Annotated in this window: 13 protein-coding genes; 4 read left to right on the forward strand and 9 right to left on the reverse strand. The window is 60.0% G+C overall.

What is annotated here, in order from left to right:
- Positions 1 to 26: 26 nt before the first annotated feature.
- Positions 27 to 1139 (reverse strand): hypothetical protein, encoded by a 1113-nt coding sequence (locus ACFWXH_RS25150; protein WP_379124042.1) that lies wholly within the window; start codon positions 1137 to 1139, stop codon positions 27 to 29.
- Positions 1140 to 2056: 917 nt separating this feature from the next.
- On the opposite strand from ACFWXH_RS25150, the gene ACFWXH_RS25155 reads away from it, so the two are divergent.
- Complete coding sequence (locus ACFWXH_RS25155) at positions 2057 to 2362, forward strand: DUF982 domain-containing protein (RefSeq protein ID WP_054309651.1); 306 nt, start codon at positions 2057 to 2059, stop codon at positions 2360 to 2362.
- A gap of 178 nt (positions 2363 to 2540) precedes the next feature.
- Here the strand turns inward: ACFWXH_RS25155 and ACFWXH_RS25160 are convergent, their stop codons facing one another.
- From ACFWXH_RS25160 to ACFWXH_RS25180, 5 genes are all read right to left on the reverse strand, one after another.
- Complete coding sequence (locus ACFWXH_RS25160; protein ID WP_054309650.1) at positions 2541 to 2795, reverse strand: GlsB/YeaQ/YmgE family stress response membrane protein; 255 nt, start codon at positions 2793 to 2795, stop codon at positions 2541 to 2543.
- 176 nt (positions 2796 to 2971) lie between these two features.
- The gene (locus tag ACFWXH_RS25165; protein ID WP_379124043.1) at positions 2972 to 3223 is read right to left on the reverse strand and encodes a hypothetical protein; all 252 of its coding nucleotides are present in this window, start codon (positions 3221 to 3223) and stop codon (positions 2972 to 2974) included.
- A 20-nt stretch (positions 3224 to 3243) separates the two neighbouring features.
- Positions 3244 to 3864 carry a ribonuclease D gene (locus ACFWXH_RS25170; protein ID WP_054309648.1) on the reverse strand — a complete coding sequence of 207 codons (621 nt, stop codon included), beginning with the start codon at positions 3862 to 3864 and terminating at the stop codon, positions 3244 to 3246.
- A gap of 11 nt (positions 3865 to 3875) precedes the next feature.
- On the reverse strand, positions 3876 to 5261 hold the full coding sequence (locus ACFWXH_RS25175; RefSeq protein WP_379124044.1) for a M20/M25/M40 family metallo-hydrolase: 1386 nt from the start codon (positions 5259 to 5261) through the stop codon (positions 3876 to 3878).
- Between the two features lie 195 nt (positions 5262 to 5456).
- The gene (locus ACFWXH_RS25180; RefSeq protein WP_379124413.1) at positions 5457 to 6392 is read right to left on the reverse strand and encodes a lipid kinase; all 936 of its coding nucleotides are present in this window, start codon (positions 6390 to 6392) and stop codon (positions 5457 to 5459) included.
- 537 nt (positions 6393 to 6929) lie between these two features.
- On the opposite strand from ACFWXH_RS25180, the gene polA reads away from it, so the two are divergent.
- From polA to ACFWXH_RS25195, 3 genes are all read left to right on the forward strand, one after another.
- Positions 6930 to 9866 carry a DNA polymerase I gene (gene polA, locus ACFWXH_RS25185; RefSeq protein ID WP_379124045.1) on the forward strand — a complete coding sequence of 979 codons (2937 nt, stop codon included), beginning with the start codon at positions 6930 to 6932 and terminating at the stop codon, positions 9864 to 9866.
- Positions 9863 to 10303, forward strand: a complete 441-nt coding sequence (locus ACFWXH_RS25190) for a GFA family protein (protein WP_379124046.1) — start codon at positions 9863 to 9865, stop codon at positions 10301 to 10303. The genes polA and ACFWXH_RS25190 overlap by 4 nt, the downstream gene beginning before the upstream one ends.
- Before the next feature lie 229 nt (positions 10304 to 10532).
- Positions 10533 to 10844 (forward strand): hypothetical protein, encoded by a 312-nt coding sequence (locus tag ACFWXH_RS25195; RefSeq protein ID WP_379124047.1) that lies wholly within the window; start codon positions 10533 to 10535, stop codon positions 10842 to 10844.
- Between the two features lie 166 nt (positions 10845 to 11010).
- Here the strand turns inward: ACFWXH_RS25195 and ACFWXH_RS25200 are convergent, their stop codons facing one another.
- The 3 genes from ACFWXH_RS25200 to ACFWXH_RS25210 all read right to left on the reverse strand — a co-directional run bounded on the left by ACFWXH_RS25200 (position 11011) and on the right by ACFWXH_RS25210 (position 14068).
- The gene (locus ACFWXH_RS25200) at positions 11011 to 11433 is read right to left on the reverse strand and encodes a Fur family transcriptional regulator (protein WP_054309643.1); all 423 of its coding nucleotides are present in this window, start codon (positions 11431 to 11433) and stop codon (positions 11011 to 11013) included.
- Between the two features lie 236 nt (positions 11434 to 11669).
- Positions 11670 to 12716: an L-glyceraldehyde 3-phosphate reductase gene (gene mgrA, locus ACFWXH_RS25205; RefSeq protein ID WP_379124048.1), complete on the reverse strand. Its 1047-nt coding sequence runs from the start codon at positions 12714 to 12716 to the stop codon at positions 11670 to 11672.
- 212 nt (positions 12717 to 12928) lie between these two features.
- On the reverse strand, positions 12929 to 14068 hold the full coding sequence (locus ACFWXH_RS25210; RefSeq protein ID WP_379124049.1) for a Gfo/Idh/MocA family protein: 1140 nt from the start codon (positions 14066 to 14068) through the stop codon (positions 12929 to 12931).
- Positions 14069 to 14077 lie beyond the last annotated feature (9 nt).

A 14077-nucleotide genomic window follows, 5' to 3' on the forward strand; every position in this document is an offset into this window, starting at 1 on the left:
CTCTTTCCCGCGCGTAAACTTGCGGTTCAAAAGAAATCCGTTGAAAGCCTGCTCCAGCTTTCGCCTGCCAAGCCGCCTATAAAGATATCGTTTTGTTGAACCGCGCTCAGCACGTCGGCGCGTGCGGTCAAAACACAGACATTGGTCGCCAGGCGAAAGAACATCGTAGATTGTTGTGAAAGCGCACTGAGATAGCGTGGATCTACCCGACCTTGCGCCGCAATATGACCCTCTTCTTGCAGATGAAATAGCATGCCGTCGACGGCATGCCTTTCCGTGCCGGACTTTGCGATCACACTCAACACTTGCGCCATGCCGTTCGGTCGGCGGTAATAACAAAAGAAGCCGGTTGGACTTCCAGCACGATCGTTGATTGCAAACAGTCGTAGCGTGCCCATGGCACGATTTTCCATTGCCATGCCGAGCAACCAGCTGAAATCGTCCTCTGTCCAGGCCGGATGCGCCGGATAACTTTTGAGCAGAACCGGAATAAGGGAAATGGCTTCGTCCTGCGCTATTTCCTTCACTGTCGCACGGGATTTTGCGGCTTGGCTAACCGGAAAAAGCGGATTCAGAATCTTGCCTACGGCGTTTGATGCCAATCCGCCCAGGAAGGGCAGCCGATTTGCAACGTACTTCGTCACATAGCTTCCCGTCTTGAATATGCGGGTCCATCCGAGCCCATGTGCGCCGAGCGTCACGCCTCCGATGGCCTCAAAATGCCTCAGACTCACCGGAGCGGCGCTGTCGCTGAAACTAAATATCTTTTCGCTCGGCCGCAGGCTGAGGGTCAATTCGGCTGCCCCGCGTGGCGAACCTCCCGGTTTCATCATGTAAGCGCAAAGGAGCCGCCCCATGATCGATTGTCCGTTAACGGTGTAAGGAATTGGCAAGGCTGCGACCACGCTGTCTATTTCGCCATGGTCATTTTCATGCACGATGCTCGCGATCGCCGGATCGTAATAAGCATTCTCAAAAAAGAGCCGCTGAAAATACCGATCGAAGTTTTCGTTGCATGACTTCGAATGGGGGCGGAAAACCAATTTGAACAGGGCACGGACGGCTGGAATGTCGTCAATATTCATCGCGCGCACATGTCGCAATTTGACGTTATTCGCCGATGACGAGATATACCCCATCTGGGCCCCCAATTGTTTGTCCCTCGGTGGAACTGCGACTCACCTGGCCACATAATTTAGACAGGTGACAGCATCGTTGCGAATTTACGTTAAGCTGCCGGTTGCAATACCGTAAGCGTCGAAATTCGGTTATCTTTCGGTTAATCCTTCTCGTTGTTTGATGATTATTTCAGGGGCGTCTGCCAGAATCAAAACTTTAAGGTCATAGAATCGGGCAGCCCTTAAGCTTTAGCCAGATTGATCAATTCTTGCGGGATCATTCCGACGTCGACGATCCGGGATCCAAAATCGAGATAGCGCAGATCGCAGGAGATCGAAGTGGCGTGGTCTTCGCGACACTTCGGATAGCGGCATGGCGGCGCCCACAACCGGCTGACACGAGAGCAACTGCTCGCGCGGTGTTGATGCGGATGCTGATCGCACAGAACAGGTATGAGCCGTCCTAAGTGTCATCTGCCCCCAGCCGCAGCAAACCAGATCTTCGTCAACTACTCCGTGAAAACAGACCGCGTCACTCTTTCGTGAATGAAACGGAAGGAACTTTGCCGGGAACGGCCCGTTGAGGGGGACTTCCTGAGGAATTTTCGTCCGCTCGAAGTCAGGCATGTCCCTCCATGTCCTGTAAACGGCTCGCTGCAACACCCCCTGCAGCGGGCCGTTCAATTTTTAAGGTCCCGGGGAATTAAGTTCGCTGACGAACGGCTATCAGAGACGTCACGATCGCCGGCAGGAGGCGCTCCAGATCAATTTTTGAATCTGGTCATCAATCCTACGTGCGTGGCCTTTCGCTCTCCCCACAAAGGAGTACAGTGAACATCTCTCCTCACAAAGGAGTACAGTGAACTGCTCCAGTGCATGACCCCGAAATCGGGTTCGATTTCGGAAAGGAGCATGCGCTGATGTCTGGGAGGTTGCCAATGAACCGCCTGCAATTTGTCGTGCCGGTGCGGCTTTCGCGTGGACCGGGCCATCCGATCAAAGAAATCGAAGGCGTCGCCGAAGCGATCGCATTTTTGCGTGAATGGCCTGCAGGGCGTCGCGGCCCCGTTTTCAACTGCGCCATGAACTGCTGCCTCGCCGCCGATGCCGGCCAGATCAGCACCGATGATGCGCGCCGCTCCTTTGCCGGCTTCATCCGCATCAGCGGAATGCTCGTCGATGAGAGGATTGGCCACTATGTGGTCGATCATAGCCATGAAAGGCCGATGCGCAGAAGCGCTTAAGGTCGATCCGGATAGGACAAGGCCGTTTTGAAAGCCATTCCCAGGAACAGGCCCGGGAATGGCTTTTTCATTTTTTCTGCCGCGGCAGGCGTTCTGAAGCAATTCCAGGAAAAGTGTGTAACGGCTTTCCGTCCGGAATTGCGTAAGACAAAGAGCTGGGGCGTTTTCGTGAAACGCTCTAGGCCTGTTTGACCAGCCTGATCAGGACCAGAAGAATGATCGCGCCGATCGCGGCGTGAATGATCGAGGCAATGATACCCGATCCCAGGCTGATGCCCAGCGCTGGAAACAGCCAGCCTGCGATGAAAGCGCCGACGATACCGACAACGATATTGCCGATCAGGCCGAAACCGAAGCCCTTGACGATCAGGCCGGCTAGCCAGCCGGCAATCGCGCCGATGATGAGGAAGACAATCAGACTTTCGACACCCATGGCAGTCCCTCTCGAACATGGGCCGAAACCAGGCGAAGCTGCGAATCAGGCCCCGGTTGCAATGCGGGGACGATAGTTCAACCGGGCAAGAAAAGCCAAGCGCGCTTTAAAGCGCCGCTCTAGAGCAAATTGCGAAAAACAAAAGCTAGAGCGTTTCCGTGAAAAACGGAAACGCTCTAGGCGTCGTCATCCTCGTCGGCGGAGGCAGGCCGCCAGCTTGTCGGTTCTATCTTTTTCTGGGTATGGCCGTCGATCGCCGCCCACCAACCGATATCGCCAGGATTGACGTCACCGCCGAGAGCCTTGAGGCGCTCGGCCGAGCGGTATTGCGCGATGGATTCGTTCAACACGCCGTCGCCGTCGGTCCAGTAGACGGTCACCTTGGAGCCGTCCTTCGGCGCGGTTTCGATCGGTTGTCTTTCAGCCATGTCCTAGCCTCCATCGGCCCTCAACTGTGGGCGAAAATATCCTCTTCGTCCCAGCCCATGAGGTCGAGTTTGGCACGGGTCGGCAGGAAGCGGAAGCATGCGTCTGCTTCCTTGACCCTGCCGTCGCGCTCCAATCGGCCGGCCAGCACATCGCGCAGCCGATGCAGGTAGAGCACGTCGGAGGCAGCATATTCGAGCTGTTCCGGCGAAAGCGTCTCCGCTGCCCAATCGGAGGACTGCTGCTGCTTCGACAGACTGACCCCAAGCAGTTCCTGGCAGATGTCCTTCAGCCCATGGCGGTCGGTATAAGTGCGCACCAGTCGCGATGCGATCTTGGTGCAGAACACCGGCTCCGGCATGACGCCGAAGGCGTTGTAGAGCACGGCAAGATCGAAGCGGCCGAAATGGAACAGCTTGGTGACCTTGCGGTTTTTCAGCAGGCTGACCAGGTTCGGCGCCTTCTTCTGGCCAGGCGCGATCTGGATGACGTCGGCAGAGCCGTCGCCCGGCGAGATCTGCACGACACAGAGCCGGTCGCGGTGCGGGTTGAGGCCCAGAGTCTCGGTGTCGATGGCAACTGCATCGACATCGTAATGGCTGAGATCGGGCAGATCGTTCTTGTGGAAGCGAATGGTGCTCATGGCCGGCGCTCTCAACGGGTCAGCGCGTCGAGGATACGCGCCCAGGAGCGCTGTCCTTTGTGGAACGAGCTCAAATCGTATTTCTCGTTCGGCGAGTGGATACGATCATCCGAAAGGCCGTAACCGACCAGCAGCGATTCCATGCCGAGGAAATTCTGGAAATCGCCAACGATCGGGATCGAACCACCCATGGCGATCATCACCGCCGGCTTCGGCCATTCATCCGACAGCGCGTTCTTGGCCTTGGTCAGGAATGGCGAGTCATAGGAAAGCTGGATCGCCGGCGAGCCGCCATGCGGGTGGAATTCGACCGAGCAGTCCGCCGGCAGGCGGCTCTCGACGAATTTGCGGAAGGCGGCGCGGATCTTGTCCGGGTCCTGCTTGTGCACGAGGCGGAAGGAGACCTTTGCGGAGGCCTCCGCCGCGATCACCGTCTTGAAACCCTTGCCGGTGTAACCACCATTGATGCCGTTGAACTCGGCGGTCGGGCGCGCCCACACCAGTTCCAGCACCGAACGGCCCTTCTCTCCCGACGGAACCGAAAGGCCGATTGGGCCGAGGAAGGTCTCGGCCGTCTCACCCAACGCTTCCCACGATTTCAGCACCTGCGACGGCGTCTCTTCGACACCGTCGTAGAAGCCAGGGATGGTCACGTGGCCGGTCTCGTCATGGATGTCGGCCAGGATCCTGGCCAGGATGCGGATCGGGTTGGCCGCGGCGCCGCCGAATTCGCCCGAATGCAGGTCGCGGTTGGCTGCCTTGATGACGATTTCTTCGCCGACGAGACCACGCAGCGCAGTCGAAATGGCCGGGGTTTCGCGGTCCCACATGCCGGTATCGCAGACCAGCGCGAAATCCGCCTTCAGTTCCTTGGCATTGGCATCGAGGAACGGCTTCAGCGATGGCGAGCCGCTCTCCTCTTCGCCTTCGAACAGGATGGTGATGCGGCAGGGTAAAGAACCATGTTCGGCTTTCCAGGCACGGCAGGCCTCGACGAAGGTCATCAACTGTCCCTTGTCGTCGGCGGAACCGCGACCGGTGATGACCTTGCGGCCTGGCTCGATCTCCTTCATCGCCGGCGCGAACGGATCGTCGTGCCACAGATTGAGCGGGTCGACCGGCTGCACGTCATAGTGACCGTAGAACAGCACGTGCGGCGCACCGGCAGGACCTTCGTGATGGGCAACCACCATCGGGTGGCCGGGCGTGTCGCGCACAGAGGCGTCGAAACCGATCGACTTCAGATCCGCCACCAGCCATTCGGCGGCCTTGCGGCAGTCGGCCGAAAAGGCCGGGTCGGTGGAAATCGACTTGATCTTCAACAGGTCGAAGAGACGATCAAGGCTCTGGTCGAGGTTCTTGTCGAGACGATCGAGGACGGGATTGAGAGCGGTCATTGCGGGCCTTCTGATCTAAAACGGCGATTCCGCGGCGACCCTATCGCATGACCCCGAAAATCGAAATCGATTTTCGGAAAGGATCATGCGCCAAATCAAAATGTTAGAGCGTCCTTTGCGCGTCCAAGTGGACGCGCGGCGCTCTAATAGAAGCGTCGCCCAAAGAAAACCACGGCCGGCTGATTGGCTCTATCGTCAGTCATCGGTGCCTGGCGGCGCATAGACGGCGATCGCTTCAGGATGGACAAGGAAAGAGGCCGGCGTCGAGGTGACGATCTCGCCATCCGTGTTCACCGGCTGCGGTGTCTTGGTGGTCACATCGAACTGCACGCAGCGTGCCGTCCTTACTTCGTTCCATGCACCATGTGTGCCGGAACGGAAGGAACGCAGCAACAGCGCCAGCTTCCAGACGTTGCGCATTTCGAGGCTGTAGAGATCGAGGAAACCATCATCGATGGCGGCGCTCGCCTCGACGACATTGCCGCCGCCATAGTGGCGGCCATTGCCGACGGCGACCTGGAAGGTCTTCACCCGCACCGTCTCGCCCTTCTCACGGATCCAAGCAGTGAAAGGCCGCGCCTTGAACAGCACGCGCGCCGCGGCAATGGCGTAACCAAGCCGGCCCCAGCGCTTTTTCAGCTTGGGTTGCAGGCCCTGCGCCAATTGTGTCGAGAGCCCAATGCTGGCGACGTTGAAGAATGCGTGCCCGTTGACGGAACCCAGATCGATACGGCGTTCGTAGCCGCCGACGATGACATCGACAGCCTGCATGATATCCATCGGCAGGCCGAGCGTGCGGGCAAGGTCGTTGGCGGTGCCCATCGGCAGGATGCCCATCGGCAACCCGCTTTCCATCACGGCCATGGCGCCTGACGAAACGGTACCGTCGCCACCGCTGATGATGATGCAGTCGGCCTGTTCACGCAGCCTTGTGATATCGCGAGCGAGTTCCGGCAGCGCCGAAAACGGCTCGACCGTCACCTGCAGCCCGCCAGACCGCAATCTCTCGAGAATGCCGTCGAGCGGCATGTCGCCACGCCGCGCCTTCTGATTGATGAGCAACAACGCGCGCCGCTTGGATCTCTTCGAGACCTTCGTGGTCGCTGTCTTTTCGGCTGTTTCGGTGATGATCCTGCTCCCAAAAAAGTGCCGCCGTGGTGGAGGGGGAACCACGGCGGCGCTACTCGAAACAATGCGGCAGCCCGGAGAGGGGGAAAGGCTGCCGCAGATGTCCGGCATAGGCGGGGGACGGGCCTTGTTCCGGACTTCGGCGAAAACTGCCGATGACCCTTATTTGTGGAGGCGAACATGGCGATTCAAGGGCACGAACATTACACTTTCGTAACATGCCCGTGAGCAGCCTCATCAGCAGCAATGAACGGCTGTTTCGGGTCGGGAACAAGGCCGATCATCTTTTGCCAACGACGGCGCGCGACCGCAGCCGGAAAGCCGCCTCAAGTCTTTTGACGGATCGCCTGCGATCCTTGGTCGGCACTGTTCGGCCGGAGACCCACCGATGCCCCGATGCTTCATTTCGACCTTGTCTGGGACAGCGACGACGAGGCCTGAGAAGCATCCGGCGCAAACCTGTTCGAAGAATGTCAGGAGACGGCGGCACAGCGGCCTAAACCATGGACAGCCGCCTGTTGCCGGGCTACCCGTATCGCCATGAAAAAAGGCGATCATCTCTTCCTTGTCGACGGCTCCGGCTACATCTTCCGCGCCTATCATGCGCTGCCACCGCTCAACCGTAAGTCCGACGGCCTGCCCACCAACGCGGTGCTCGGTTTCTGCAACATGGTGTGGAAGCTGATGCAGGACGCGCGCAACACCAGCGTCGGTATTACACCCACCCATTTCGCCGTCATCTTCGACTATTCGTCGAAGACCTTCCGCAACGAACTCTATGCGGAATACAAGGCCAACCGATCGGCGCCGCCGGAGGACCTGATCCCGCAATTCGGCCTCATCCGCGAGGCCACCCGCGCATTCGATCTGCCTTGCATCGAGATGGAAGGTTTCGAGGCCGACGACCTCATCGCCACCTATTCGCGGCTGGCGCGTGAGGCAGGCGCCGATGCCACCATCATCTCCTCGGACAAGGACCTGATGCAACTCGTCGGCACGGCTGTCGGCATGTACGACCCGATGAAGGATCGGCAGATCGGTATTCCAGAGGTAATCGAGAAATGGGGCGTGCCGCCGGAAAAGATGATCGACCTGCAGGCTCTGACCGGCGACTCCGTCGACAATGTGCCGGGCGTGCCCGGCATCGGTCCGAAGACGGCGGCGCAGCTTCTGGAACAGTTCGGCGACCTCGACACGCTGCTTGCCCGCGCCGGCGAGATCAAGCAGGAGAAGCGCCGCCAGTCGATCGTCGACAACGCCGACAAGGCCCGCATCTCGCGCGATCTGGTGACGCTCAAGAATGATGTTCCGGTGGTCGAGGGCCTGGACGACCTGGTGCTGCAGCCCCCCAACGGCCCACGGCTCATCAGCTTCCTGAAGGCGATGGAATTCACCACGCTGACACGGCGTGTCGCCGAGGCGACCGACACCGATGTCGCGGCCATTGATGCGGCAGCGCTGACGGTCGAAACCGGCGATACCGCGCATGGGCCTGACGTCGGTGCCGGCGTGCAAAAGCAGCCGGCTGCCGAACCGACCCCGGTGGCAACGGCCACGCAAGGCAATGTCGAAGGCACCGTCGCCGCGCTCGTCGCGGCCCGCATCCAGCAAGCGGCGGTGGCCAAGTTCGATCCGACGACCTATGTCTGCGTCCGCGATGCCGCCACCCTGCAGTCCTGGGTCGCGGAAGCCCGGGAGGCCGGCATCGTCGCTTTCCGCGCCGAAACGACATCGCTCGATCCGATGCAGGCGGATCTGGTGGGTTTCTCGCTGGCAACACGGCCCGGCCGTGCCGCCTATGTGCCGCTCACGCATCGAAGCGCCGAAGACGACCTGCTCGGCGGCGGCATGGCGCCGCAACAGATATCGTTCGACGACGCACGCGCGGCGATCGCTCCGCTGCTTGCGGATCCGTCGGTGCTGAAGATCGGCCACAATGTGAAATACGACTGGCTGGTGCTGCGCCGGCACGGCCTGCTGCTCCAGCCTTATGACGACGCCATGCTGTTGTCCTATGTGCTCGACGGCGGCACGGCGGGCGGGCACGACATCGCTTCGCTGGCCGACAAGTGGCTCGGACGCACGATGACCCCTTACAAGGACATTGTCGGCTCCGGCAAGAAGCTGGTGACGTTCGCTTTTGTCGAGATCGACCGTGCGACGTCCTATTCCGCCGAAGGCGCCGATGTGGCGTTCCGGCTGTGGCAGGTGCTGAAGCCCCAGCTTGCGGCCAAGCGGGTCGCTTCGGTCTATGAGCGGCTCGAACGGCCACTGGTGGAGACGCTGGCAAAGATGGAGGAGCGCGGCATCTCCGTCGACCGGCAGATGTTGTCGCGGCTGTCGGGAGACTTCGCGCAGCGTGCGGCGGCACTCGAGGATGAAATCTACCGGGTTGCCGGCGAACGCTTCACCATCGGTTCGCCGAAGCAGCTTGGCGATATCCTGTTCGACCGGATGAAACTGCCCGGTGGAACCAAGACGAAGTCGGGCCAATGGTCGACCACGGCGCAGGTGCTGGAGGAACTGGCGGCGGAAGGCCATGAGCTGCCGCGCAAGATTGTCGACTGGCGCCAGGTCACCAAGCTGAAATCGACCTATACGGATGCGCTGCCGGAGTATGTGAACCCGGAGACCAAGCGCGTGCACACATCCTATGCGCTCGCCGCCACCACGACCGGACGTCTGTCATCGTCTGAGCCAAATCTGCAGAACATCCCGATCCGTACGGCCGAAGGACGCAAGATCCGTACCGCCTTCATCGCGGACAAGGGCAACAAGCTGATCTCGGCCGATTACAGCCAGATCGAACTGCGTGTACTGGCCCATGTCGCCGATATTCCCCAGTTGAAGCAGGCATTCGCCAATGGCGACGACATCCACGCCGCGACGGCTTCGGAGATGTTCAACACGCCCGTCGAAGGCATGGCACGTGAAATCCGCAACCGCGCCAAGGCGATCAATTTCGGCATCATCTACGGCATTTCGGCCTTCGGCCTGGCCAACCAGCTCTCGATCCCACGCGAGGAGGCTTCCGACTACATCAAGAAGTATTTCGAGCGTTTCCCGGGCATCCGCGACTACATCGAATCCACCAAGGCATCGGCGCGTGAGTTGGGCTATGTCGAGACCATCTTCGGCCGGCGCATTCACTATCCTGAAATCCGTTCGTCCAACCCGTCGATCCGCGCCTTCAACGAGCGCGCGTCGACCAACGCCCGCCTGCAGGGCACGGCCGCCGACATCATCCGCCGCGCCATGATCCGCGTCGACCAGGCGCTGGAAGACGCCGGACTTTCAGCGCGCATGCTGCTGCAGGTGCATGACGAACTGATCTTCGAGACCGTTGAAAGCGAGGTCGAGGCGACCATCCCTGTCGTGCGCGACGTCATGGAGAACGCGGCCATGCCGGCGGTTGCGCTGTCGGTTCCGCTGCAGGTGGACGCTCGCGCTGCCAACAACTGGGACGAGGCACATTGACAGGCTCCAGGGTGGAAGAAAAAGCCTCCCGGCTGAGCGGCGGCTGCTTCTGCAAGGCTTCACGCTACGAAGTCGAGGACGCCTTCGTCTATGCAGCCAACTGCCACTGTTCGGATTGCCGACGCACAACGGGTTCGGCCTTCAAACCTTTCGCCGGCATCGAGCGGGAAAAGTTTCGCCTCGTCACCGATAGAGATGCACTGTTGATCTACGGCGACGACACTACCCACGACAGCTCCCATAACGCGCATTGTGCCCGCTGCGGCTCGCTGCTCTATTCCGTGGTGCGGGATGGTGCCTTCGTCCATATTCCGATGGGCACGCTGATCGACGCGCCGACCATCCGCCCGGACCACCATATCTTCGTCGGCTCCAAGGCGGCGTGGTTCACCATCACCGACGACTTGCCGCAATATCAGGAGCACGCCAGCGAATAGTCGGACGCAGCCTATGCCAAAGCCGCCTGACAATGATGGTTCACAGGTTGGGATGGTTCACAGGTTGGGATGGTTCGCAGGTTGGGATGGTTCGCAGGTTGGCTGCGGCAATAGTGTGTTCACCAAAAGCGATTGTAGCGCGTGACGCGGATACACTCTTAACTAGAAATTATTCTACTGGCTGGTAGAAGGCGCCACCTATTTCAAGCATGAAATGATTTGGGTGGTCATGACGAGACGCTTCGAGATTGTCCTTGGTCACGCTTTCTTCGGCCTGGGCTTCGGCTTCCTGGCGATTGCCTTGTGGTCGGCCGTCGCGTCGACCCCACCTTCAGGTGAACGTCTCGCCAGTCTGGTCATTCTTGTTACATTCGGCATGGCAGCGGCAGGTGTCGTGATGGGTGTGCTCAATGCGCGAAATGTGCCAGCGCTGCTGCCCGCCAAGGCGCGATACAGCGCCAGAAGAACTCTTTTCTATGCTCTGGGTCCGATACTGATCACAGCGCTTGTCGCCCTCATCGTCAGTTTCCCGCCGCAATAGACCAAGTCACGACCAACTCCGCCCCCGCGCGTCCGCAAGGCTCTACGGGTGATCCTTCCACGCACGAGTTAGATGGAGAAAACCACCAGCATCGTCAGGACGATTGAGCCCTGTCCGACGTAGACCCAAAACCCCGCCGCAGGAACGACAGTCTCCTGGAATTGCTCTAGGCGGCTTCTGCCCGACACTTGGCACAGGTGCCACGGAACTCGATCACCGCCTTCTTGGCGACGAAACCGGCTGTGCCGACCCATTCATCCAGCCGCTCGCCGATCTTCTCGTCGCAGAATTCGGTGACCTGGCCGCAATTGTCGCAGATGGCAAAGGCGGTCATGCCGTGACTGTGGCCATGCGCGTGGCCGTGGTCGTGCGGATCCGAGCAGGCGACGAAGGCATTCAAGCTTTCCAGCCGGTGCACATAGCCTTCCTTCATCAGCGTATCGAGCGCGCGATAGACCTGCAGCGGCGCGCGGAAACCGCGCTCACGCAACTGGTCGAGCAGCGTGTAGGCGCTGAGTGGCGCGTTGGCCGCTTCCAGTTTTTCCAACACACTCTGCTGGTTCTTGGTCAGCACGTTCCTTGCTGTCATGATCCCGCTTTCAATTCCTCAGTCGACCGGCTCACCATCCTGACCGGCAAACCGTCAGCCTCAGAAATAAGCATGAATCGACGATTTTGCCATCATCTCGCGCATCGGCCCAAAAATCGAAATCGATTTTCGGAAAGCACGATGCACAGCTCAAAGTATTGGAGTGTCCTTTGCGCGTCCCAATGAACGTGACGGCCCGGAGGGCGACCGGACCGTCCTGGCACGGATTGGCGTGCTTACTTGCGCGCCGGTCCCGTTCTCTCAGCAGAAGCGGCCCACAGATTGATGTTGGCCTCGCGTGCATAGCCGTCGATCTCGGCAAGCTCAGCGTCGCTGAAATCGAGATTCTTGAGCGCGCCGACGCAATCCTCCACCTGCTCCGGCCGGCTGGCACCGATCAATGCCGAGGTGACGCGGCCGCCACGCAGCACCCAGGCCAGCGCCATCTGTGCCAACGTCTGACCGCGCTTCTTCGCAATGCCGTTCAGCGCCTGGATGTTGGTGATCGTCTGTTCGTTGAGGAAGGATTGACGCAGCGATTTGCCTTGCGTGGCGCGGCTGCCTTCCGGCACGCCGCTCAGATACTTGTCGGTGAGCATACCCTGAGCCAGCGGTGAGAACACGATCGAACCGACGCCAAGTCCTTCCAACGTATCGAGCAGGCCGTCATCCTCGACCCAGCGGTTCAGCAGGGAATAGCTGGGCTGGTGAATGATACAGGGCGTGCCGAGTTGCTTCAGGATATCGGCCGCCTCACGCGTACGCTGTGAATTGTAGGAGGAAATGCCGGCATAGAGCGCCTTGCCCGAGCGCACGGCGTGATCGAGCGCGCCCATCGTTTCTTCCAGCGGCGTGTCGGGATCGAAACGGTGCGAATAGAAGATGTCGACATAGTCGAGCCCCATGCGCTTCAGGCTCTGGTCGAGGCTGGCGAGCAGGTATTTGCGGCTGCCCCATTCGCCGTAAGGCCCTGCCCACATTTCGTAGCCGGCCTTGGTCGAGATGATCAATTCGTCGCGATGGCCGGCGAAATCGCTGCTCAGGATCTCGCCGAACGCAATCTCCGCCGAACCGGGCGGTGGGCCATAATTGTTGGCCAGATCGAAATGAGTGATACCGAGGTCGAATGCCTTCTGGCAGATGGCACGCTTGACCCGGTGCGGTGTGTCTTCCCCGAAATTATGCCACAACCCCAGCGAGATGGCCGGCAGCTTCAGGCCGGAATGGCCGCAGCGGTTGTAGATCATCGACTGGTAGCGGTCGGCGGCTGGAGCGTAGGGCATGGTTGATCCTTGGACAGGGTGTTCCGCAAATAGATGCGTCCTTCGAGGCAACCCTCGAAGGACGCATCTATAGTTCAATCAGCCGCCTGGACAAACCGCCGCTAGAGCAATTTCAGGGAAAGTGCGTAGCGGTTTTCCGTCCGGGATTGCGTCAAAACAGAAAGTTAGAGCGTTTCGCGTTTTCGTGAAAACGGAAACGCTCTAGCGAAGATTCAATTCTTCGCCAGCAGCGCCTTGGCCTCCTTGACGCCCAGTGCCGCCGGCCGCTCACAGCTTGTCTGCATGGAGACGAACTTGCCGGTCTCCGCAGATTTCAGCAGGCTGGTCATCACCTCCACCGCATGCAGCGCCAGTTCCATCGAGCAGCGGTGCGGGCGGCCTTCCATGATGGCCAGCGCCATGTCGGCAAGGCCGGCGGTTCGATAATTCGCCATCATGCCCTGGGAGTGCTTTTCATTGGGCACGCCGAACGGATGCTGCCATTTCGGCAGCGACTTCATCGCCTTGCTTTCCTTGGTGTAGGCAACGTTGCCGCCGAAGAAATTGGGGTCCGGCACATAGAGCGTACCTTTCTCGCCGTAGAGTTCCATCGGCGCGTGGCCATGGGCCCAGACGTCCCAGCTGGTGTTCAAAGTCACCACCGCGCCGTTGGCAAATTCGAGCAGGCCATGAATGGTGGTTGGCGTGTTGACCGGGATCCTTTCGCCGGCGCGCGGCTTCGAGGAAATGATGCGCTCCTTGGCTGGGATCGAGGCAAAGGCCGCCACCCGCCTCACCGGGCCGACCAACTGGATCAGGTTGGTGACGTAGTAAGGCCCGATGTCGAGCACGGGTCCGGCACCCGGCTGGAAGAAGAAATCCGGGTTCGGATGCCAATGCTCCATGCCATGGCTCATCACCGTGCAGGTGCCCCCGGTGATCGCCCCGACCTTGCCTTCGTCGATGAGATTGCGCGCCAGCTGATGCGCACCCCCGAGGAAGGTGTCGGGCGCCGAGCCGATGCGCAGACCCTTCTTCTCGGCGCGTTTGCGCAGATCCAACCCCTCCTGCAGCGACAGCACGAACGGCTTTTCCGAATAGACATGCTTGCCGGCGTCGAGCACCCGCTTCGATACTTCATAGTGAACGGCGGGGATGGTGAGGTTGACCACGATATCGATATCGTCGGCCTTCAAGAGTTCGTCGACGGTATCTGCCCGCAGCTTGAACTCTTTCGCGCGCGCCTTGGCGGCGGCCATGTTGATGTCGGCACACGCCCGCATCTCGATGCCGCGAAACAGCGGCGCCAACCTGAAATAGGCGGCCGAAATGTTGCCGGCGCCGATGACGCCGATCCCGAGTTTCTTTGCCATCGTCCCTCT

Source organism: Mesorhizobium sp. NPDC059054 (genome assembly GCF_042739215.1).
Classification (GTDB): Bacteria; Pseudomonadota; Alphaproteobacteria; order Rhizobiales; family Rhizobiaceae; genus Mesorhizobium.

Coding starts and splice junctions, on each gene's coding strand:
- ACFWXH_RS25150 (WP_379124042.1), bottom strand. CDS start 1,139: ATGGGGTATATCTCGTCATCGGCGAATAACGTCAAATTGCGACATGTG.
- ACFWXH_RS25155 (WP_054309651.1), top strand. CDS start 2,057: ATGAACCGCCTGCAATTTGTCGTGCCGGTGCGGCTTTCGCGTGGACCG.
- ACFWXH_RS25160 (WP_054309650.1), bottom strand. CDS start 2,795: ATGGGTGTCGAAAGTCTGATTGTCTTCCTCATCATCGGCGCGATTGCC.
- ACFWXH_RS25165 (WP_379124043.1), bottom strand. CDS start 3,223: ATGGCTGAAAGACAACCGATCGAAACCGCGCCGAAGGACGGCTCCAAG.
- ACFWXH_RS25170 (WP_054309648.1), bottom strand. CDS start 3,864: ATGAGCACCATTCGCTTCCACAAGAACGATCTGCCCGATCTCAGCCAT.
- ACFWXH_RS25175 (WP_379124044.1), bottom strand. CDS start 5,261: ATGACCGCTCTCAATCCCGTCCTCGATCGTCTCGACAAGAACCTCGAC.
- polA (WP_379124045.1), top strand. CDS start 6,930: ATGAAAAAAGGCGATCATCTCTTCCTTGTCGACGGCTCCGGCTACATC.
- ACFWXH_RS25195 (WP_379124047.1), top strand. CDS start 10,533: ATGACGAGACGCTTCGAGATTGTCCTTGGTCACGCTTTCTTCGGCCTG.
- ACFWXH_RS25200 (WP_054309643.1), bottom strand. CDS start 11,433: ATGACAGCAAGGAACGTGCTGACCAAGAACCAGCAGAGTGTGTTGGAA.
- mgrA (WP_379124048.1), bottom strand. CDS start 12,716: ATGCCCTACGCTCCAGCCGCCGACCGCTACCAGTCGATGATCTACAAC.
- ACFWXH_RS25210 (WP_379124049.1), bottom strand. CDS start 14,068: ATGGCAAAGAAACTCGGGATCGGCGTCATCGGCGCCGGCAACATTTCG.